Genomic DNA, 22,131 nt, shown 5'->3' on the forward strand with positions numbered 1-22,131 from the left:
ACGTCCTTCATCGGGCATCGTCTCCGACGTTGCTCCAGGACGCGGTCAGCGCGGCGAGCTCGTCTTCGGACAGTCCGGAGGCCGACATCGGCGCGTGGTGGGTGTCCTCCCGCTGTCGGCCGGTCTGGTCCTCGGCGTCGAGAGCCGTTGCCAGTGCGGCGAGTTCGGGATGTTCGAACACCATCCGCGCGGTCAGCTCCAGACCCGCGTCGCGCGCCCGAGCGGCCAGTTGCACGGCGAGCACGCTGTCGCCGCCGAGGCCGAAGAAGTCGTCGTACCGGCCGACCTCCTCGGCGCCGAGCAGGTCGACGAGCAGCGTGGCCAGCGCCCGCTCGGTGTCGGTCTCGGGGGCCGCGTAGTCGCGCGGGACGGCCGCTGGGGCGGCCTGCATCACGACGGGCTTCCCGGCGATGATCTCCAGCCGCCCGTCGTCGCCCCATCTAGCCCGGTCCCCGGTGCGGTAGGGCTGCGATCCCGGGAAAGGCCCACCGGTGAGGTACAGGTCGCCGAACACGCCGACGGGCACCGGCGCGAGGTCCTCGTCGAGCACCCGGACCTGCGTGCCGCTGCTCCATTCCCCCGAGATCCGCTGCTTCTCCTCGGGAGTGAGGATCTCGACGTCGCGCAGCGTGCGGTCGGGGTTCTCGGCGAAGGCCGTCACGACCAGGTTCAGCCACCCGGCCAGCCGCTCGATCGTGCGGCGGGCGTAGAGCTCGGGCCGGTAGATCAGGTAGCCGCGGTATCCGCCCTCACCGGCACCGGACTCCTCGGCTCCGTCGCCCGCCAGGAAGTTCAGCGACAGGTCGGCCTGGGCGATGTCGAACGTCGGCTCGATCGCGGTGAACTCGGTGTCGGTGTCGATCCTCTGACGCTGTGGAAGTTGCTCGCGCACATGCACGACCACCTGGAACAGCGGGTTGCGGGCCAGGGTCCGCGGCGGATTCACCGCCTCGACGATCTGCTCGAACGGCACGTCCTGGTTCGAATACGCCGACAGCGCCATGTCGCGGGCGCGGCTGAGCACCTCCCGCAGCGTCGGGTTGCCGCTCAAGTCGTTGCGCAGGACCACGAAGTTGACGAAGAAGCCGACCAGCTGTTGGAGTTCCGGCTCGGTCCGGCCTGCGACGGGGGTGCCGAGCGGAATGTCCACGCCGCCACCGGCTTTGTAGAGCACCACGGCCACCGCGGCCTGCAGCAGCATGAACTCGGTGATGCCGAGCTCCCGACACAGGGCCGCCAGCGTGTCACGGGTGCGCGCGTCGATGCTGAACTGCACGGCGTCACCGCTGCCGCTGGGGATGCGGGGACGCGGGAAGTCCAGCGGCAGCCCCGCTTCGGCGGGTGCGCCGGCCAGCTGGCGGGTCCAGTACTCCCGTTGCGGTGCGGCGATGCCGGTGTCGTCGCTCAGGAGCTCGGCCTGCCACGCACCGTAGTCGGTGTACTGCACGGGAAGTGGTCCCCAGCCCGGACGTTCCCCGGTCTTCCTGGCGCGGTAGGCGGTCACCAGGTCGGTGAACAGGACGCCACCGGACCAGTGGTCGCCGGCGATGTGGTGGATCACCACGGAGAGCACATGGTCGTCGCCCACGCCGAGCACCGCGGCACGGATCGGCCAGTCCTCTTCGAGGTCGAAGGTGTGCTTGCGCTCGCGGTCCAGCTCGGCCCGCAGCCAGTCCCCGCCATTGCCGCGGGCCCGCCGTACCGGCACATCGGCGGCGGGGTTCACGATCTGGTAGGGCACGCCGTCGATCTCGCGGTAGGTGGTGCGCAGGATGGCGTGCCGCTCCACGACGTCGCGGATCGCCGCGACGAACGCGTCGACGTCGCAGGGTCCGGACAGGCGCGCCGCGAACGGGATGTTGTTGATGGGGCTGCGCCCCTCGATGCGATATCCGAACCACGACCGCAGCTGTGAGGACGACAGCGGCGCGGGGCCGTCCTGTGCCGCGGCCACCAGGCGCGGTCGCCGGTTCCCCGCCTCTCCGGTGGTGAGGGTGTCGAGGTGGGCGGCCAACCTGGCCACGGTCGGATGCTCGAAGATGTCGCGGACCCCGACCTCGACGCCGAAGCGCGGGCGCAGTTCTGCGACCAGCTTGGTCGCGAGCAGGGAGTGCCCGCCCAGGTCGAAGAACGAGTCGTCGGCGCCGACGCGATCGTGGCCGAGCAGCTCGGAGAACACCTCCGCGAGTTGGTGTTCGGTGCCGGTCGTGGGTTCGCGGAACGCGTTGACCGCGGTGATCTCCGGTTCGGGCAGCGCGGCGCGGTCGATCTTGCCGTGCGCGGTGATGGGGATGTGGTCGACCACCACGTATGCGGCGGGGGTCATGTACTCCGGCAGCGCCGCGGCGACCCTGGCCCGGATGCGGTCGACGTCGACGCCGGCTCCGTCGGCCGGGGTCAGGTACCCGACGAGGCTCTTGCCGAGCGTGGGCAGGTCGCTGACCACGACCACGGCCTGACCGACGCTGGGGTCCACGGTGATGGCCGCGGCGACATCGCCGAGTTCGATACGGAATCCACGGATCTTGACCTGCTCGTCGGCGCGCCCGACGAATTCGACGTCGCCGTCGGCGTTTCGGCGGGCCAGGTCCCCGGACCGGTACATGCGTGCCCCGGGCGTGAACGGGTCGGCGACGAACCGTTCTGCGGTCAGCCCCGGCCTGCGGTGGTAGCCGTGGGCGACGTGCGTGCCGCCGATGTAGATCTCGCCGATCGAACCCACCGGCACCGGTTGCAGCGCGGCGTCGAGGATGTGGATCTGGGTGTTGATCTTGGGTTTGCCGATCGGGACGATGCGGGTGCCCTGGCGACCTTCGACCTTGAACCGGGTGGCGTTGATGACGGTCTCGGTCGGACCGTAGAAGTTGTGCAGCAGCGCGTCGAACGTGGCGTGGAACTTGTCGGCCACCTCACCGGGCAGCGCCTCGCCACCGATCGGTACCCGTTGCAGCGTGCGCCACTGGTTGACCCCCGGCAGGGACAGGAACAACCCCAGCAGCGACGGCACGAAATGCATTGCGGTGATGCCTTCGTCGCGCAGCAGGTCGGTCAGGTAACCGATGTCGTTCAGGCCGCCCGGACGGTGGATCACCAGGCGGGCCCCGCAGGCGAGGGTGCCGAACACCTCGGCGATCGACACGTCGAAGCTGGGTGAGGCGACCTGCAGGAGCCGGTCGTCGGCGTCGACCTGGTAGTCGTCCTTGAACCATACGAAGTACTCCGCGACGGGCCGGTGCGGCACCGGTACCCCTTTGGGCAGGCCGGTGGACCCCGAGGTGTAGATCAGATACGCGGTGTTGCCGGGGCGCAGCGGGCGGACCCGATCGGCATCGGACGGGTTGTGCGCGGGCTTGTCGTGGGTGCCGGTGATCGGCTCGCGCACCACCAGTTTCGCATCGCAGTCGCCGAGGATGAAGTCGAGACGGTCCTGCGGATAAGTCGGGTCGACGGGCACGTAGACGGCGCCGGCCTTCAGTACCCCGAGGGCGGTGATCACCAGATCGGGGGACTTGTCGAGCAGCACGGCGACGCGGTCCTCGGCGCCGACGCCCTGGCCGATCAGCCAGTGCGCTACTCGGTTGGCGGCCTCGTTGAGCTCGCGGTAGGTGAAGTGACGTCCCTCGTAGACCACGGCGGTGCCGTCGGGGGTGCGTTCGACCTGGGCCTCGACCAGGTCGGTGATCGTCGCGTCCGGGGTGTCGAACCGCGGCCCGCAGGACATGTCCCGCAGCCACGCGCTGTCCTCGGGGCCCATCATCGGAAGCGCGCTCAGCGTGGCGTCGGGCGCGTCGAGTGCACCGCCCAGCAACACGGCGTAGTGGTCGAGAAGCTGCCCGGCAAGGCGCGGTTCGATGATCTCGACGAGGTATTCGAGCTCGACGAGGATTCCCGTCTCGTCGAATTCCACCATGACTCCCAGCGGGAGGTGGGTCAGATGTGAACGCAGATCGGCACGTTCGCAGCTGACCCCGGGCGGCGTGAACCCGAAGCGGTCGGGGCCCCGGAAGCCGAAGCTCACGCGGGTCATCCGCTCTGCGCCGTGGCGGCGGTCCGGGTTGATCTCGCGCACCATGCGGTCGAGTCCCACGCGCTGGTGGGCGAACGCGCCGAGGGCCGTGTCGCGGGTCTGGGTCAGCAGCTCGCGGAAGGTCATCTCCGGCCGGGGCCGCAGGCGCATCGCCACGGTGTTGCCGAAGTACCCGATGACGTCCTCGGTGGCACCGGTGCGGTTGAGCACCGGTGTCGCGACGAGGAAGTCGTCGACGTGGCTGTAGCGGTGCACCAGCACGCCGAAGACCGCCAGCAGCAGCGCGTACGGGGTGGCTCCGGCATCCCCGGCCGTCGCCGCGACCCTTGCGGCCGCGGTGGCGTCCAGACGCAGTGTGGCGCGCTGCGAGCGCCAACTCGTCGGGATGGCCGACCCGGTGGGGCCCGGGAGCTCGAGCGGCTCGGGCGGGTCTTTCATCACCGAACGCCAGTACGTCACGTCGTCGTCGTCAGACCCCTGGACGGGCGCGGCCGCGCGGGGGGCGGGTGTCAGCTCCTGCCCGGTGTAGGCCCGGGTGAGGTCGCCGAAGAACACCTCCCAGGATCCGTCGTCCCAGGCGATGTGGTGGGCGACCAGGAGCAGGACGAGTTCGGTTGCGCCCGTTCGGATCACCGTGATCCGCAGCGGGGACTCCGAGCCGAGGTCGAAGGGTTTGGCGAATTCGCGCTGGGCCAGCACTTCGAGCCGGAGTTGGCGGGCGCGTTCGGACAGGTCGGAGAGGTCGTGGTCGGCCCACCCGGGTGTCAGGTCGGGGTGCACGGTGGGGACGGGCATGCCAGGCTCGCCCGAGTCGTCGGACTGCTGGGTGTAGGTCGTGCGCAGGATGCTGTGGCGCCGCGCGACGGCGTCGACGGCGTCGTGGAGTCTCGCCACGTCGACCTCGCCCGTGATGCGGTAGGACAGGCAGACGTTGAGCAGGGCACCGCTGGGGTCGGTCGCGTGGACGAACCACATGCGTAGCTGGCCCTCGGTCAGCGCGGTGTCGTCGACGGTGTCCTCGGCCCCGGCGGCGAGCCCGCGCTCCTGCAGCCGGCGGCGCAGCAGCTCGAGTCGCCGGTCGTCCAGCGTGTCGATGTCAGTCACTCGGAGATTCCACTCTCTCTGAAAGTTCAGCAATCAGGTCTGTTCCGGTGATGCCGCCCAGCAGTCTCGCCAGCCCGACGGTGCGGCCGGTGACCCGTTTGAGCCTCTTGCGCAGGTCCAGGGCGAGCAGCGAGTCGACGCCCAGGTCGAACAGCGACGAGTCCAGGTCGAGTTCGTGCGCGTCCACGTCGAGGACGACGGCGAGCTGGCTGCGGACCGCGGCAGGCGCGTCCATCGGCTCATCGCTGTCCTGTTGTGCGGCAGCGGCGACGGGCTTCTGGTTGCCGAAGAACACCCGGATCCGGTCGGGGTCTGCCGCGAGCACCAGAGGGTCGTACGCGAAGGTGCGCAGACTGGCCTCCACCGCGAGTGCGGGGTTCATCTGACGCAATCCGGTGCGCTCGACCCTGGCGATCTCGGCGGCGTCGACGATCCCGCTGCCCTCCCACAGACCCCACCGGATCGCGGTGCAGGTGCGCCCCTCTGCCCTGAGGCGGGCCGCCATGACGTCGAGCATCCTGTTCGCGGCCGCGTAGGCGGCCACCCCTTTGCCGCCCCACACCCCGGTGACCGAGGAGCACAGCAGAATCGGCGTCGTGTCGCGCAGGGGCCAGACCCGAATCAGGGATTCCAGGCCGCTGATCTTGGCGGCCGCCATGTCCTTCAGGTGGAGCCCGGTGATGTTCTCGCGGTCGGCGAACGTCGCCGTTCCCGCCGCGTGCACCACCAGCGTGGCTCCGTCGCCCCCATGCATGGCCGCGGCCTCGGCGAGCTGCGCGTCGTCGGTGAGATCACAAGCGGTGGAGAGGATCTCGGTACGGGAGCCGTCGAGGTGCAGAGGTTCGCCAGCCCGTCGGCTCAGGAGCACGATACGTTTGGCCCCCCTGGCGGCCAGGAACCGTGCGTAGCTTCTGCCGATGGCGCCCGACCCGCCGGTGATCACGACGTTGTCCAGGACACCGGAGGCGAGCTGCCACGGCGAGGCGAAGGCCGGCTCGTCACCGAGGGTGCGTTCGTAGAAGCCGCCGGCGCGGACCGCGTACTCGCCGGCGCCGCCGACGATCACCTCCAGGGCCGCGGTGACCTCGTCCGGTGTGGCGTCTGCGGCCAGGTCGAGGTGGTGGAAGTTCTGGTCAGGGTGCTCGAATCCGAGGCTGCGGTGCATCGCCGCGAGCGCGGCGTGCGCGAGCCCGGGAACCGGGTCACCGGGGCTGACCTGTTCGGCATCGGTGGTGAGCAGCCACACGTCCCGGCATCGGGGCCCGAAACCGCAGGCGTAATCGAGGAATCCGGAGTCGATCCCGTCGGCCAGCCCTGCGATCGCGTCGGCGACGCCGTCCCGGGCGGCGGCCGGGGCGACGGCGATCACGAGGTCGGCGTCGGACACGGTGGCCGGTGTGGCACCCGGATGGCGGGCCACGGCGTCGTGCACCGCCGCCGAGGTGGGTGACGGGCCGCCGACATCGACGACGGCGATACGGCGGGTGGCGGTGCGGCTCCCGTCCGGAACGACCGGTTTCCAGACCTCGGCGGTCACGGTCAGGCCCTGGATGGGCGGCAGGGGTTCGGGCGCGGCCCACAGGTGCTCCCTGCGCATCGCCGCGCCCGGGAAGCCGTGCAGCGACGTCCGCTCGGCGCCCAGCCAGTCGGCCCACCGATAGCCGGTGTCGGCGGCCGCCGCGGTGACGATGTTCGCCGAGAGAGTGTCCACGACCGGGCGATCGCGACGGCCCGACCCGACGAGCACGATCGGCTCGTCACGTCCGGTCCGCTCGACGCCGTCCTCGATGGCGAAGAGCAGCGACGGGTGCGCCGACATCTCGATGAAGCTGTCCGCGTGCATGTCGAGTGCGGACCGCACCGCCTTGTCGAACCGGATGGTGTTGCGCAGGTTGGCATACCAGTAAGACCCGAATTCGGTGCCCGGTGCGACCACCGACCCGGACGCCGACCCGACGAACTGCACGGGCGAGTCGGCGAAACGCGACGGGGGCAGAGCACGCAGCAGGTCCTCGCGGCGCGACTCCATCGCCGTGGTGTGCGCCGGGAAGCTCATCGCGAGCGCCCGCGCGAACTGGCCGCGGGCCTGCACCGCGGCGACCAGGTTCTCGATCGCCTGCCGCTCCCCCGAAACCGCCACGGACGCCGTGGCGTTGACCGCGGACAGTTCCAGCCAGCCGTCGACCTCGGTGAGCAGCTGCTCGGCCTGGCCCGCCTCGAGGCCGAGCACCGCCACCCCGTGGTCACCCGGGATGGACTCGATGGCGCGGGCCCGGGCCGCAAGGACGGCGATCGAATCGGCGAGCGTGATGGCGCCGGCCACGTAGGCCGCGGCGACCTCCCCCAGGCTGTGGCCGATGGTCAGGTCGGGCGAGATCCGGTGCGCGCGCCACACCGCGGCCAGCGCCAAGGAATGCACGAATTGCGCACCCTGCAGCTCGAACTGGGACACCGGGTCCGACGCGGCGGCGGTGGTCAGGAAGCGCAGCGGGGACGGCAGACCGGCCACGCGGAAAGCGGCGTCGAGCCGGTCCGCCTCGTCGCGGTAGGCCGGGAGCCTGCGGTAGGACTCGGCCCCCATCGACGGCCATTGGCCCCCCTGCCCCGGGAACACGAATGCGGTACGACCGGCACTGCGTCGCGACGACCGCTCCACCAGGGGATGGGGTTGTCCGGTGGCGACGGCGCGCAGGGCGTCGGCGAGTTCGGCGGCGTCACGGGCCCGCAGCACCGCGCGATGGCGGCGCACCCGCCGTGTGGCGGCCAGTTCGGCGGCGACCTGCGCGGGCTCGCAACGGCGCCTTTCGACGTAGCCGAGGATCGCCCGGGCCTCCTCAGCGAGGAGATCGTCGGCGTGCGAGGTGAGGACGACGGGCACCCGTCCGTCGGGCAGTCGTGCGCAGGACATCACGCCGCCCTGCCCGCGGCGGCCTCCGGCACGGCGACGACGACGTGGGTGTTCGTTCCGCTCATCCCGAACGCCGAGACCGCCCCGAGCCGTGCGCCGTCCGCGGCGGGCCAGGGCGTCAGCGTGGTCGCCAGCCGCAGACCGGTGGTGTCCCAGTCGATCTCCCGGCTGCGGGCGTCCACGTGCAGCGTCGCAGGGATCGCGCCGTGTTCGCCGGCCAGGAGCACCTTGGCCAGACCCAGCGCTCCGGCCGCCGCCTGGGTGTGCCCCACGTTCGACTTGACCGACCCCAGCAGCGGACCCTCACCGGGTGTCCCCGCGCCGTAGGTGGCGGTGAGGGAGTTCAGCTCGGTGCGGTCCCCGAGTCGCGTACCGGTGCCGTGCCCCTCCACCATGCCGACGTCGTCCACGCGGACCCCGGCGGCCGTGATGGCACGCTGGAACAGCCGCGCCTGCGCCCCCTCGCTGGGTGCGGTCAGACCGACAGACCTGCCGTCGGAGTTCACGCAGCTGGCGAGGACCTCGGCGAGGATCCGGCGGCCGTCCCGGAGGGCGGCCGACTTGCGTTGCAGGACGAACATTCCCGCACCTTCGGCCCACACCGTCCCGCTGGCGTCGGCACTGTAGGCCCGGCAGTGGCCGTCCTCCGACAGCGCGTGCTGCTTGGAGAACTCGACGAAATACCCCGGCGAGCCCATGACGCATACGCCACCGGCGAGCGCGAGATCGCTGTCCCCGGAACGCAGCGCCTGGACGGCGACATGGAACGCCGACAGCGCCGAGGAGCACGACGTGTCCACGGTCATCGCAGGACCGGCCAGCCCGAGCGTGTACGCGATCCGGCCGGAGATGACGCCGAGCGACGTGCCGGTGATCAGATGCCCGCTGTGGTGCGAGAACTCGTCCATGTTCGGGCCGTACCGCATGTCCGACGCGCCGACGTAACACCCGACGTCGTGCCCGGCGAGATCGTCGGGGTTGATGTGCGCGCTCTCCAGGGCGCGCCAGGACACCCGCAGCGCGACACGCTGCTGGGGGTCCATCGCGATCGCCTCGCGCCGCGAGATCCCGAAGAACTCCGGGTCGAACGAGCCGGCGTCGGTGAGGAATCCGCCCAGGTTGTGGATCTTCGCGAAGCCGTCGCGCTGCGACCCGTCGAACAGAGTGCGCAGCGACCACCCGCGGTCCTCCGGGAACGGCGTCAGGGCCTCGCGCTGCTCGGTGAGCAGAGTCCAGTAGTCGTCGACATCACTCACACCGCCCGGCGCTTCCACCGCCATCCCGACGACGACGACGGGGTCTTCGCGATCGGAACGCAGCGCACCGACGGGAGGAACCTCGTCGGTCATGTGCAGCTCACCAGCTCGGCGACCTCGTCGAGGTGGTCGTCGAGAAAGAAGTGGCCGCCGTCGAACTGCGTGAAGGTGAATGCGCCGTTGGTGTGGTACTGCCACTGCCGCAACAAGTCCGGGGCGACCCGGTGGTCATGCAGGCCGCCAAGGACGTGGATGTCGGGGTCGATGCGCACGGCGCGGTCGCAGGTGTAGCGGTTGAAGGCCTGATAGTCGGCGCGGACCGCGGGCAGGAGGAGTTCGAGGAAGTCCTCGTCCTCCAGCAGCCGGGCATCGGTTCCGCCCATGTCGACGATGTCGGCCAGGATCTCGCGATCGCCGGTGGGTGCGGGCCGTGAGCCCGCGACAGTCGACGGCGCCTGACTGGCCGACGCCCACAGTTCGCGCACGGTGACTCCGCGTTGCGCGGACAGCCGGGAGAACTCGAAGCCGACCAGGGCCCCCATGCAGTGCCCGAAGAGGCGCACCGGCCCCAGTTGATTCCAGTCGGCGGCGGCGAGCATTTCCGAGGCGAGCTCGGCGACGGTGTCCGGCGCCGGGTGCGCGAGCCGTTCGCCCCGCTGGGGGTACTGCACGACGTAGGTGTCGATTCCCCTGTCGGACAGCGTCTGAGCGAACGTGCGGTACGCCGCGGCCGCGCCTCCGGCATGGGGGAACACGAGCGTGGCCGTGCCGGGAGCACCCGGGAACCGCTTGATCCACGGGGCGAGCTCGGGCGCACGCTGTTCGCCGATCATGGCGCGGTTTCCAGCGCGGACATGACCTCCGCGCCGTCCATGCCCGTGACCTCCAGGTAGAGCTCGGCGACTTCGGCCAGCCGCGACCCGTCCGCTTCGTTCGCGGTCAACCGGGCGGCCAGGGATGCGACGGTGCGGGCGGCGAAGATGTCGGCGACGGCCACGGTCGGTGTGTCGAGCCAGGTGCGGATCCGCGCGACGACCTGGGTGGCCAGCACGGAATCGCCGCCGATGGCGAAGAAGTCGTCGTCGGCGCCGACCCGGTCACGGCCCAGCACCGAACCCACGATCGCACTGAGCGCCGATTCGAGCGCGGTGGCCGGGGCGCGATAGCCGATGCCGGACAGGATCTCCGCGTCGTCGAGCAGCGCTGCGACAGCCGCGCGGTCGATCTTTCCGCCGACGGTGTACGGGATCGCGTCCGTGGTGACGATGATCTGCGGGATCATATGCGGCGCAACGACTTCGGCCATGGCCACGGCGAGTTTGCGTGGTTCCAGCCCCGCGGCGCCGGCGTCGGCGCTGACCAGTGCGGCCAGGACGGGCCGGCCGCCGTCCACCGACACCACCGAGGCCACCGCCGAATCGACCCCGGGCAGTGCACGCAGGGCCGCCTCGACGTCACCGAGTTCGACGCGGTAGCCGCTGATCTTGATGCGGTGATCGAGCCGGCCCACGAACTCGATGACACCGCCAGGCCGATAGCGCACCAGATCGCCCGTGCGATACCAGCGCAGGCCATCGTGCTCGACGAAACGCTCGGCCGTCAGGTCGGGACGGGCGCAGTAGCCGCGCGCGATCCCCCGTCCGCCCACCCACAGTTCGCCGGGCACCCAGTCGGGGCAGTCGCGCCCGTCGGCACCGACGACGCGGCACACGTTGTTGGGTAGGGGCACGCCGAGCGGCACCGACGTCCAGTCGTCGGGGATGTCCGCGACTTCGCAGATGGTGTTGTGGGTGGCGGTCTCGGTGGCGCCGCCAAGTCCGGCGAACCGCATGTGCGGCGCGCGCTTGCGCAGCGTGCGGACCAGTTCGGGACGTACCCAGTCACCGCCCGTCGGGACGACCCGCACCGACGACAGGTCACCGTCGACCTCGGCGAGCATCTCCAGCCAGCCGGGCATGAAGTGCAGCACCGTCACGGCATGCTGTTCGATGAGCCGGGCCCAGGCGTCGGGATCGCGACGGTCCTGTTCGTCGACGACGACGATCGAGCCGCCCGCGCGCAGCATCCCGAACACGTCGAGCACGGAGAGATCGCATTCGAGCGTGGACAGCGCCAGGCACCGGTCGTCGGCGCCGATGCCGAAGTGGCCGTTGATGAATTCGACGGTGTTCATCGCGGCGTCGTGGGTCATCTCGACACCCTTGGGCTCCCCGGTGCTCCCGGAGGTGAACAGGATGTACGCCAACTCCGTGGGCTCGACCGCGGGCGGGGTGAATCCACTCGCGCGGCTGCCGACCCTGATCGCTTCGGCGACGGTAAGTGCGGGCAGGGTGGTGGGCGGCTCGTCGCCGCAGACCAGCGCCATCCGCACACCGCCGTTGGCCAGCATGCGGGCAGCCCGCTCTGCCGGATGGTCCACGCCGACAGGCACATACGCCGCACCGAGGGACGCGATCGCGAGCAGCGCGATGACCTGCTCACGGTTCTTGGGCCCCATCACGGCCACGGTGTCGGCTCGGCGGACACCGGCCACGTCGAGTGCGGCAGCGACGGCGAGAACCTGTTCCCGCAGCTCGCCGTACGTCAGCGTGCCTGCGCTGCTGAACACCGCGGGCGCCTCGGGGTGTGCCTCGGCTCGGCGGAAGAAGCCGTCGTGCAGTGCGTCGCCGCTGGGCACGTCGGTGACGGCGTTGACCACGTCGCGTTCGGCCTGCTGCTGGGCGGTCACCGCCGCCACATCCGGCCTCTCCCAGGCGGACTCGTCGGTGGCGAGCCTCTCCAGTTCGGCAAGGTGGTAGGCGAACATCGCGTCGGCGACACCCGGCCGGAACGCGTCCTCCCGGGTGTCCCAGTTGATCATCAGGCCGTCGGCGACAGGAGTGGCCTGGGCGTCGAGGAGCACCTGCGGCCCCTGGGAGATGGTCCACACCGGCCGCCCGAAATACTCGGCGACCCTGTCGGCGAACAGGTCTCCGAGGCCCAGCGCGCTGGTGTAGACGATCGGCGCGAGAATCGGGGTGCCGTGATGCCGGGTCAGGTCCCGCAGCACCGAGAGTCCCGAGTAGCTCGAATGCCGCGCGGTGGCATGCAGCGTCTCCTGCAGCACACGGGCACGTGCGATCGGGGTGTCGGCGCCGGTGAGGTCGACGTCGAGCATGAGCGACGAGGTGAAGTCCCCGACGAGCTTGTCGACGTCGGGGTGGAACTGTTCGCGACCGAACATCGGCAGATTCAACAGGAATCGGCGATTCGTCGACCACCGCGCCAGCGTTCCGGCGTAGGACGCCGCGACTGCCATCGCCGGCGTGATCCCCCGCCGGTGCGCCGCCGCGAACAGCGCGTCGCGGGTGGCGACGTCGAAGATGTGCCAGCGACGGGTGCCGCGCCGCGGATCGGCCTGCTCCGAGCGCGGAACGAGCGGCAACGCCGGCCCCTCCGGCAGTTCGGGAATTCGCTCGGCCCACCACTGCCGGTCCTCGTCGGTCTCGGCGGTGGTGGCCGTCAGCGCGGCTCGGTACTCCCGGTAGGTGTAGCCGAGTTCGGGAAGCGTTGCGCCGCCGTAGAGTTCGGCGAGATCGGACATGAAGTTGCGGTAGCTGACGGCGTCGGCGGCCTGCATGTCCAGATCGACGTGCAGGCGGGTGCGGCCGTCGGGCAGCAGTGACAGCGAGATCTGCAGGACCTCACCGTGCATGATCTGGTGCGATTTGGCGTCGCGGATCTCTTCGAGACGCAGTTCTGCCGAAGCCAGGTCGAGATTGCGAAAGTCGTGAACGGTGACGGGCAGCCCGCGGTCACTGATGCGCTGCGTCCCGTCGGGCAGGATCTCCACGCGCAGCATCGGGTGGCGGTCAGCCAGTTTCGCTGCCGCCGCGGACAGGCGCTCCGGATCGACACCCTCGCCGTCCAGTTCGATGTACAGGTGCGCCGCGACGCCGCCGAGTTGCTGATCGTCGTTGCGTCCCACCCACAGTGCGTGCTGGATCGGCGCCAGCGGAAAGGTGTCGCCGTCCGCGGCCGGCACTGCAGGGACCGCGACGTCCGGACCGGGCCCGGTGAACTCGCCGACGAGTTCCGTCCACGCCGCCACTGTCGGATTCGCGGCCAGCGCCGCGAAACCGACGTCGATGCCCTGGCGGCGCCACCGCCCGGACAGCGACATCATGCGGATGGAGTCCAGGCCCGAGGCGATCAGGTCGGCCTGCGGGTCGAGGTCGGTCGCACTCACGCCGAGAAGCTCAGCAACCTCTTCGCGCACGGACTGTGCAGTCGTCGACGTCACACCTACCTACCTCCTCGAACGGCCGGATTAAGTGCAGGCTGTCCTAACTTCGAGGAGGCTACCCTATATTCGGGTCACCGAAAACTCCTACCCAGAGCGGCGATTTTGACTGATGAGCACGGCATTCCTGCCCGAGCAGGGCAATGACCAAGAGCCCGTGACGGGCGACGGACCGGACCATGCGGACGTGACGCGAGGGTTCGTCCCCTTTCCAGCCGACCGGGCTGCGGAATACCGGCGCGTGGGCTACTGGACGGGCCGTCCCCTGGACTCGATCCTGAGCGACGCAGCAGCGATGTGGCCGTCGAAGCCGGCGATCGTCGACGCCCAGAACACCTACACCTTCGCCGAACTCGATGCCCTCGCCGATCGAGCAGCCGCCGGACTCGCCGACCTCGGCATCGCAGCCGGCGATCGGGTCCTGCTGCAATTGCCCAACTCGTGCCAGTTCGCGATCGCCCTGTTCGGCCTGCTGCGGGCCGGGGCGGTCCCGGTGATGTGCCTGCCTGGACACCGCGCCGCCGAACTCGGTCACTTCGCGCAGGTCAGTGGTGCGGTGGCGCTCATCGTGCCCGACAGCGCAGGCGGGTTCGACTATCGCGCGATGGCCGGTGCTCTGCTCGCGGAGCATTCGTCCCTGCGCCACGTCATCGTCGACGGCGACAACGGACCGTTCGTCTCCTGGTCCGCCGTCGCCGGGTTCGACGGCCCACCCGTGGACCGAGGGCCCGTCGACACGTCCCTGCCGGCGCTCCTGCTGGTGTCGGGCGGTACCACCGGACTGCCCAAGCTGATCGCGCGCACCCACGACGACTACGTGTACAACGCGGTGGCCTGCGCTGCGACCTGCGAGATGACCGCGCAGGACACGTACCTCGTGGCGCTGCCCGCAGGGCACAACTTCCCGCTGGCGTGCCCCGGCCTGCTGGGCTCGATGACCGTCGGCGCGCCCACGGTGTTCACCGCGGACCCCAGCCCGGAGAACGCGTTCGCCTTGATCGACAAGTACCGGATCACGGTGACGGGGCTGGTGAACGCACTGGCCAAGCTGTGGGCGCAGGCGTGTGAGTGGGAGCCGGTGCTGCCGACCTCGCTGCGCTTCGTCCAGGTGGGCGGCTCGCGCATGAGCCCCGACGATGCGCAGTTCATCCTCGACCGGCTGACACCGGGCATGTCGCAGATCTTCGGAATGGCCGAGGGGATGCTGAACTTCACCCGGCCGGGCGACCCGCGGGACGTCGTGGTGCACACGCAGGGCTGCCCGATGTCACCGCACGACGAGATGCGCGTCGTCGACGAGAACGGCGTCGAGGTCGCCCCGGGTGAGGAAGGCGAGCTGCTCGTGCGGGGTCCCTACACACTGAACGGGTACTACCGGGCCGAGGACGCGAACGCGCGGTCGTTCTCGCCCGACGGTTTCTACCGCACCGGAGACCGGGTCCGGATCTTCACCGAGGGGCCGCGGGCCGGGTACGTCGAGGTGGTCGGCCGCATCAAGGACGTCATCCACCGCGGCGGTGAGACGGTGTCGGCGACCGATCTCGAGGACCACCTGCACACCCATCCGGCGATCTACGCCGCGGCCGCGGTTGCCCTACCGGACGAGTACCTCGGCGAGAAGATCTGCGCGGCAGTGGTTTTCCGCGGCAAGCCGATCTCCCTGGCCGAGCTGAACGCGTTCCTCGACGAGCGGGGCGCCTCGACGCATGCCCGCCCCGACGTGCTCTCGCCGGTGCCGTCACTGCCGACGACCGCGGTGGGCAAGGTCGACAAGAAGAGGTTGGTCGCTCAACTCTCGCAGTGACTCTGCGGCGGCGGTGCGCTGCCGCACTATCCGTGACGGTTTCACCTGAACGCTCAGGGGCCGCCACAGCCGAAGCCGCCCCCGCGAGCGAGTGAACTCCCGAAAGGACAGACGAGCCGACTTGTCGGTGGTTCGAACTAGTGTTCGATGCATGGAGTTGGTGTCAGAGGCGGTCGCTGTGATCGGCGAGCAGCTCGCGGTGTTGGGCAAGGCGTCTGCGGAGCTGTCGCATCGGGAGCTGATCGGGCTGCTGGCCGAGCTGACGACGGTGCTGCGGTCGGTTCCGGCGCTGGAACATCAGATCCTGGCGCGGCTGCAGGCCGAGACCGAACCCCATCGCCTCGGCGAATCCTCGTGGAAACGGGTACTGACCACCGCGCTGCGCTGCAGCGACCGCGAGGCCCGGCGCCGCCTGGACCGCGCCGAGACGCTCGGCCCACGCCAAGCGATCACCGGGGAACCCTTGGCGGCGGTGTGGGAAGCCACCGCGGCCGCCCAAGCCGCCGGGGCCCTCGGTGAAGAGCACGTGACGGTGATCGCAGCGTTTCATGCCGCCCTACCGTCCTGGGTCGATGTCGATACCCGCGCCCAGGCCGATCGCCAGCTCGCCGAACTCGGCGCAGGTCTGGGACCCGAGGCGTTGCGCGCGGCGGCGCAGCGGTTGGGGGCGATGATCGATCAGGACGGGCCCGAACCCTCCGAATCCGAGCGGCTGCGCAAGCGCAGCCTCACCGTCGGCCCCCAACAACGCGATGGCTACTCCCGGCTGTCGGGGTGGCTCACCCCCGAAGCACGCGCGATGTGGGACGCGATCGCCGCCAAACAAGCCGCCCCCGGCACCTACCGCCCCGACGCTGACGCCTCTGGCCCTGAACCTGGCCATGAGCCTGATGCCCGGACCGCGGGCCAGCGCTACCACGATGCGTTCCAGATGCTGTGTCAGTCGGCCCTGGAATCAGGGATGCTGGGCTCCCATAACGGCCTCCCGGTGACGGTGATCGTGTCCACCACACTGCAAGAGCTGCAGAACGGCGCCGGGGTCGGGGTGACCGGCGGCGGCTCCCTGCTGCCGATGCCCGACCTGATCCGCATGGCCGCCCGGGCTCATCACTACCTGTACGTCTACGACGGCCACACCGGTCAATCGCTGTACCTGGGCCGAGCCAAACGCCTGGCCAACGCCGCGCAGCGCCTCGTGCTGCATGCCCGTGATCGGGGCTGCACCCGCCCGGGCTGCACCGCACCGGGCTACTGGAGCCAGGCCCACCACGCCGTCACCGACTGGACCGCCGGCGGGGAAACCAACATCGACGACCTCGCCTTCGCCTGCCCGGCCGATCACCGCCTCCCCGACACCACCGGCTGGACCACCGCCAAAAACACCACAAACCAGACCGAATGGATCCCCCCACCCGACCTCGACTGGGGCCAACGCCGCACCAACAGCTACCACCACCCCGAGAGATACCTCCTCGCGGACGACGTCTCGGAAGACGGCGTTTCGGAGGACGACGTTTGGGAAGACGGGGAGGACCCGTGAGTTCACACCTCGGCTTTCTCCGTGGCGTCCGCTGTGCGAGGAGTGAGCAGTTCGACGATGCGGTCGGTGACGGCCGCGGCGGTGGGGTGTTCCCACAGCAGAGTGGGCGGCAGCGCGAGGCCCGTCCGCTTCTCCAGAGCGCGTCGCAGCGCGACCGTCATGATCGAGTCGACTCCGGTCTCCACCAGCGGCACCCGCGGGTCGACGTCGCCGTGCGAGAGACCGAGTTCGGCCGCGACCGCCTCGGTGACCTGCTGTGCCACCCAGTCGTCGAGATCCGCGTCGCCGGGCCCCGTCGGAGCGGAGTCAGTGTCGTCACCCGACTCCCCCGACGGCGCGACGTCGGCCAGCATCGGAACGGCAGCAGCATCCGGAAGAACTGGCAGCACAACGACATTCGGTTCGTCACCGCGCATCGCGGAGTCCAGGGCCCGCATCGCGTCGTCGGCTCCGACCGTACCCATGCCCAGCGCTTCGAGCTGAGCGGTGACGAATCCCGACGTCGATCCCATGCCGAGGCCGCGCCACGCCGTCCACGCCACACTGACCGTCCGGTCGCCGAGACTCCACCGGTGCCGGGCCGTCGCGTCGAGGAACGCGTTCGCACACGCATACGCGCCCTGGCCGGGGAAACCGGCGAGATAGCCGCAGGACGAGAACAGCACCATCCAGTCCAGCTGCTCGGGCGGGAACATCTCGTGCAGTGTCAGCGTGCCGGCGACCTTCGGCGCCATCGCGGTGTGCAGGTCGGCGTCCGACGTGGCGAGCAGCAGCGCACCGGCTTCCACGCCCGCCGCATGCACGACACCGCGCACCGCGGGCATGTCCCGCAGCACCGCCCCGAGCCGGTCGGCGGCATCCGCCGCGCCGATGTCGATCGCCGCGACGTGCACGGTGACGCCGCGCTCCTCCAGCGCCGAGACGGCGCGGACGACCTCACTGCCCTCGGCCTCAGCCCATCGGTCCCGATGCGGCATCCCCGACCGCGACAGCAGCACCAGGCGGCGGGCGCCGAGATCGGCCAGGCGCTGGGCGATCCGCAAGCCCAGCGCGCCGGTGCCACCGGTCACCAGGTAGGTGCCGCCGGGCGTGCACCTCATCGGCGCCCCGCTCGCGGGCCGGGCGTGCGCCAGCCGCGCGGTCAGCGCCCGGCCTTCACGGACCACCACGACGCCGTGCCCGGCCAGCGAGGCGAGGGCGCCGACCGGCAGCGCTCCGTCGCCGATGTCCAGGACACCGCCCCACAGCTGTGGGTGTTCCGCGGCCGCGACGCGTGCCATACCCCACAGCGGGGCATGGGCCATGTTGGCGCCTTCGTGGACCCGCCGCGTCAGCACCCAGAGGCGGGACCGAGAGCCATTGTCGTGCAGCAGTTTCAGTGTGCGCAGCACCTGCCCGGCACTCGCCTCGGGCGTGGCGTCGGTTCGGGGCAGCAGGAGTACCACCGACCCCGCGTCGAGGTCGGCGGGCAGGTGTCCGGCGTCGGCGTACACCTGGTTCGGTACGCCCGAGACATCGAGATCACCGAGCACGGAACGGATGTCGTGGTCGTCGTCGCCGACCACCGCGACCGCGGTCGGACGCGCCTCTGCGGCATAGGAGGTCTCGTGCCACGCGACGTGGTGCAGCATGCGCGACAGGTCGTTGCCCGCCGGGTTCTCCAGTTCTTCGAACGTCATCGCGGTGATCGAGGCCCGCACCGCGCCGGACTCGTCGGCGATGACCACGTCGGTCGCGGTGCCCTCCCGCCGCAGCACATGGATCAGGGCGATCGCGGGTGGTTCGCCGCACACGTGCACGCGGTCGATCCGGGCCGGCATACGCAGCCGCGCAGGCCCGTCGAAGACCGTGGACGCCGCCGACGTCGCCGCGTCGAACAGGCCGGCCCACGTCGTCGGTGCGGATCCGTCCGCCTCTGCCGACACCCGGAGCAGCAGTTCGCCGTCGCCGCGGAACATGTCGAGCACCTGCCAGCCGAAACCCATCGCGGCCACACCCACCCCGGCCAGCGTGTCGACGACGTGCCCGGCCGGAAGCCGTTCGGCGCATCGAGCCCAGATGCGTTCGTCCACACCGCCGCCCGACAGCGAGCCGAGTTCACCGCCGAAGTCCTCGTCGGCGGCGACGACGGCGCTGCTGTGGGTGAGCCAGCCGCCGCCCTGGTCGGTCCCCTGGTCCGCGCCGTCGGTGTCGGCCAGCCTCGACGAGAGGCGCAGCGAGCGGTCCTGCAGGACGACCTGGATGTCCCGGGTCCGTCCCGGCGGCACCGGGGTGCGCAGCCGAACGTCGGTCAGGCCGCAGCCGGCGGCTTGCAGAAAGGTGTTGAGAAGTACTGCCGCGGGCACGATCTCGGTCTGCTGGACCGGATGTTCACCCGGGTACGGACGGTTGTCCATGCCGAGTCTGGTCTGCCAGACCCGGGCGGGCACTTCACCCGTCACGTCGACGACGCCGCCGAGAAGTGTGTGCGACGCCGGATCGTGCAGTGCGCGGGTGCCCGGCGGTGGCGTCGGCGTGCGCCAGAATCTGCGATGCTGCCACTGGGTGCCGGGCAAATCGGCCGCCCACCGTGTCGAGCCGGTGAAGCCGTGCCGCACCTGCGCCCCATGGCAGTAGAGGCCGGCGACGGCGGCCCCGATCGAGCGTCGCTCCGGCTGGTCGCGTCTCAGCACGGGAACCACCGCGTGCTCATCGATGCCGAGCGCCAGCAGTGTCTCGACGATCGAGTGCGACACCACCGGGTGCGGCGACACTTCGAGGAACAGTCGGTGTCCGTCCTCGGCCGCGGCGCGGACGGCTTCGGCGAAGCGCACGCGCCCGCGCAGGTTGACCACCCAGTACCCGGGTCCGCGCAGGGTCTCCGAGCGGGGGTCGTCCATCGCGGTCGTGTACAGCGGGATCACCGCCGAACCCGGGGCCGGGAGTTCACCGACCAGCCTGGCCAACTCGCCGGTGAGCGCGTCCATCGCCGGGCTGTGGAAGGCGACGTCGGTGTTCACGCGGCGCACGGTCATGCCGTCGGCGGTCCACGCTGCCACGACCTCGTCGACCGCGGCGGACGTGCCGGAAACCACGGTGGATTCGGTGGACGCGCTGATTGCCGCGACCACGTCCGTGCGTCCGCCGAGGAGCCGATCGGCGTCGTCGAACGGCAGTCGCACGAGCGCCATTGCACCGTCACCCATGACGGAGCGGAAACCTCGGGCCCGGTAGCACGCGACCGCCGCGCCGTGGGCCAGGTCGAAGACGCCGGCCACCACGCACGCGGCGACCTCGCCGACGGAGTGGCCGATCACGGCTGCGGGTGTCACACCCCGCTGCCTCAGCACCGCGGCCAGTCCGACCTGCATCGCGAAGGTCAGCGCCTGCACCTGATCGGTACCGCCGAGCTGTTCGGTGGTCATCGCCTCCCGCGCCGAGAAGCCGAGCTCCCGGGCGAAGACGGTGTCGACCTCGTCGATCGTCGCCGCGAAGACGGGTTCGGTGGCCAGCAACTCGCGCCCCATCCCCGCCCAGTGCGATCCGTGCCCCGAGAAGACCCACACCGCACCGGATTCCGCATGGGGAACGACCGATCCGAAGACCACGCGCGGGTCGCGGACCTGGGCGGCCATCGCGTCCAGCGCATCGACCGTCGCCGCCGGCGCCTGCGCGTCCGTCAGCCCGTCGGTGACGACGGCGCCCCTGACGGGCTCGTGCGCGCGGCGCGTCCACAGCGTCGCGGCCACGTCGTCGACTTCGAAGTCTCTGTCGCGCAGCGCGTCTGCCAGCGCACCCGCCTGTGCAGCGAGCCGCGCCTCCGAGCGTGCCGAGAGCGGCAGGAATGTGGCTGCCGCCGAGGGTGTCTCGGCGACCGAGGCGGCCGGGGGCGACTCGGGGTCGGTGGGCGCCTCTTCGAGCAGAACGTGGGCGATCGTGCCGCCGTAGCCGTAGCTGCAGACCGCTGCCCGGCGCGGCGCGTCACCGCGCGGCCAGGGCTCGACCTCGGTGGGCACCCGCAGGCCGCTGCGGGCCCAGTCGACGGCGGTGGTCAGCGTGCGCACCCCCGCAGTGGGGGGCAGCGTCTCGTGATGCAGGGCCAGGGCGGCCTTGATCAGGCCGACCACCCCGGCGCCACCCTCGAGGTGCCCGACGTTGGGTTTCACCGAACCGATCGCGCAGGGATAGGTCTCGCGGCCCGCGCCGTAGACCTGGGCGAGCGCTCCGACCTCGACGGGATCGCCTGTGGGAGTTCCGGTTCCGTGGGCTTCGAGGTAGTCGACGGTGGCCGGGTCGATGTCGGCGGCGCGGCAGGCGAGCCGGAACAGGTCGGCCTGGGCGTCGCCGTTGGGCGACATGATGCCGACGGTCCTGCCGTCCTGGGCGACGGCTCCGCCGCGCACCACCGCGAGGACACGGTCACCGTCGCGCACGGCGTCGGCTAGGCGCTTGAGCACCACCACGCCCGCGCCCTCGCCACGCCCGTAGCCGTCGGCACTGTCGTCGAAGGTCTTGCAGCGACCGTCGGGAGCCGTCGCACCCGCCACATCCAGGACCCGGGTCAGTCCCGGGCCGATGAGGGCGCTGACCCCGCCGGCCAGCGCCAGCGAGGTCTCGCCGTCCCGCAGCAGCTGGCAGGCCTGGTGCACCGCGACCAGCGAGGCTGCGCACGCGGCATCGAGCGCGACACTCGGTCCGCGCAGGTCGAGCAGATGCGACACCCGGTTCGCCACACCGCACAGCGAGGTGCCGATGCCCGTCCATGCCTCGATGCCGGCGAGGTCCTCCATCAGCAACTTGCCGTAGTCGTCGGAATTCACGCCCATCAGCACCGCGGTGTCGGTGCCGGCCAGCGAGCGGGGCGAGATACCCGCATGCTCCAGCGCCTCCCAGGAGACTTCGAGCGCGAGGCGCTGCTGCGGATCCATCAGCTCGGCTTCGCGCGGTGACACCCCGAAGAACTCCGCATCGAAGCCGGGCAGGTCGTCGAGGAACGTGCCCCACGGCGTGGTCTCGCGCAGCACCGCGGCATTGCGCGGGTCTCGGTGCAGGTAGGGCGCCCACCGTTCCTCGGGCACCTGCGAGACGGCGCTGCCCCCGGCGAGCAGGAAGGAGAAGAACTGCTCGGGGGTGGTGATGTCCCCCGCAAGCCGGCAGCCGATGCCGACGATGGCGATCGGGGCCGTGGGGGGGATGCCGTTCAGCTCCACGTCGGCCGTGCCGATGACGTG

General features: G+C 70.7%; 8 protein-coding genes. 2 read left to right on the forward strand and 6 right to left on the reverse strand.

Annotation, left to right across the window (positions count from 1 at the left end; translation table 11 throughout):
• Positions 1 to 7: 7 nt before the first annotated feature.
• Genes FHR72_RS18830 through FHR72_RS18850 form a run of 5 tightly spaced genes read right to left on the reverse strand, consistent with a single transcriptional unit; the run spans position 8 to position 13,577 of the window.
• Positions 8 to 5,131: a non-ribosomal peptide synthetase gene (locus tag FHR72_RS18830; protein WP_183470918.1), complete on the reverse strand. Its 5,124-nt coding sequence runs from the start codon at positions 5,129 to 5,131 to the stop codon at positions 8 to 10.
• Positions 5,124 to 8,039, reverse strand: a complete 2,916-nt coding sequence (gene mbtD, locus FHR72_RS18835) for a mycobactin polyketide synthase MbtD (protein ID WP_183470921.1) — start codon at positions 8,037 to 8,039, stop codon at positions 5,124 to 5,126. The genes FHR72_RS18830 and mbtD overlap by 8 nt, the downstream gene beginning before the upstream one ends.
• Entirely contained in the window at positions 8,039 to 9,388 is a 1,350-nt protein-coding gene (locus tag FHR72_RS18840) for a beta-ketoacyl [acyl carrier protein] synthase domain-containing protein (RefSeq protein WP_183470923.1), read from the reverse strand. Before FHR72_RS18840 ends, mbtD begins: the two co-directional genes overlap by 1 nt.
• On the reverse strand, positions 9,385 to 10,128 hold the full coding sequence (locus tag FHR72_RS18845; RefSeq protein ID WP_183470925.1) for a thioesterase II family protein: 744 nt from the start codon (positions 10,126 to 10,128) through the stop codon (positions 9,385 to 9,387). Before FHR72_RS18845 ends, FHR72_RS18840 begins: the two co-directional genes overlap by 4 nt.
• Positions 10,125 to 13,577: a non-ribosomal peptide synthetase gene (locus FHR72_RS18850; protein WP_183470927.1), complete on the reverse strand. Its 3,453-nt coding sequence runs from the start codon at positions 13,575 to 13,577 to the stop codon at positions 10,125 to 10,127. The genes FHR72_RS18845 and FHR72_RS18850 overlap by 4 nt, the downstream gene beginning before the upstream one ends.
• Before the next feature lie 112 nt (positions 13,578 to 13,689).
• Here FHR72_RS18850 and FHR72_RS18855 point away from each other — a divergent pair, with 112 nt between their 5' ends.
• Positions 13,690 to 15,381, forward strand: a complete 1,692-nt coding sequence (locus FHR72_RS18855; RefSeq protein WP_183470929.1) for a (2,3-dihydroxybenzoyl)adenylate synthase — start codon at positions 13,690 to 13,692, stop codon at positions 15,379 to 15,381.
• 151 nt (positions 15,382 to 15,532) lie between these two features.
• Positions 15,533 to 16,921, forward strand: coding sequence for an HNH endonuclease signature motif containing protein (locus tag FHR72_RS18860; RefSeq protein ID WP_183470931.1), 1,389 nt, complete (start codon positions 15,533 to 15,535; stop codon positions 16,919 to 16,921).
• A gap of 2 nt (positions 16,922 to 16,923) precedes the next feature.
• On the opposite strand, the gene FHR72_RS18865 is transcribed toward FHR72_RS18860, so the two are convergent.
• Positions 16,924 to 22,110, reverse strand: coding sequence for a type I polyketide synthase (locus FHR72_RS18865; RefSeq protein ID WP_311736196.1), 5,187 nt, complete (start codon positions 22,108 to 22,110; stop codon positions 16,924 to 16,926).
• Positions 22,111 to 22,131: the final 21 nt, after the last annotated feature.

Origin of the sequence: Mycolicibacterium iranicum, from assembly GCF_014190915.1 — a bacterium.
Taxonomy (GTDB): Bacteria; Actinomycetota; Actinomycetes; order Mycobacteriales; family Mycobacteriaceae; genus Mycobacterium; species Mycobacterium iranicum_B.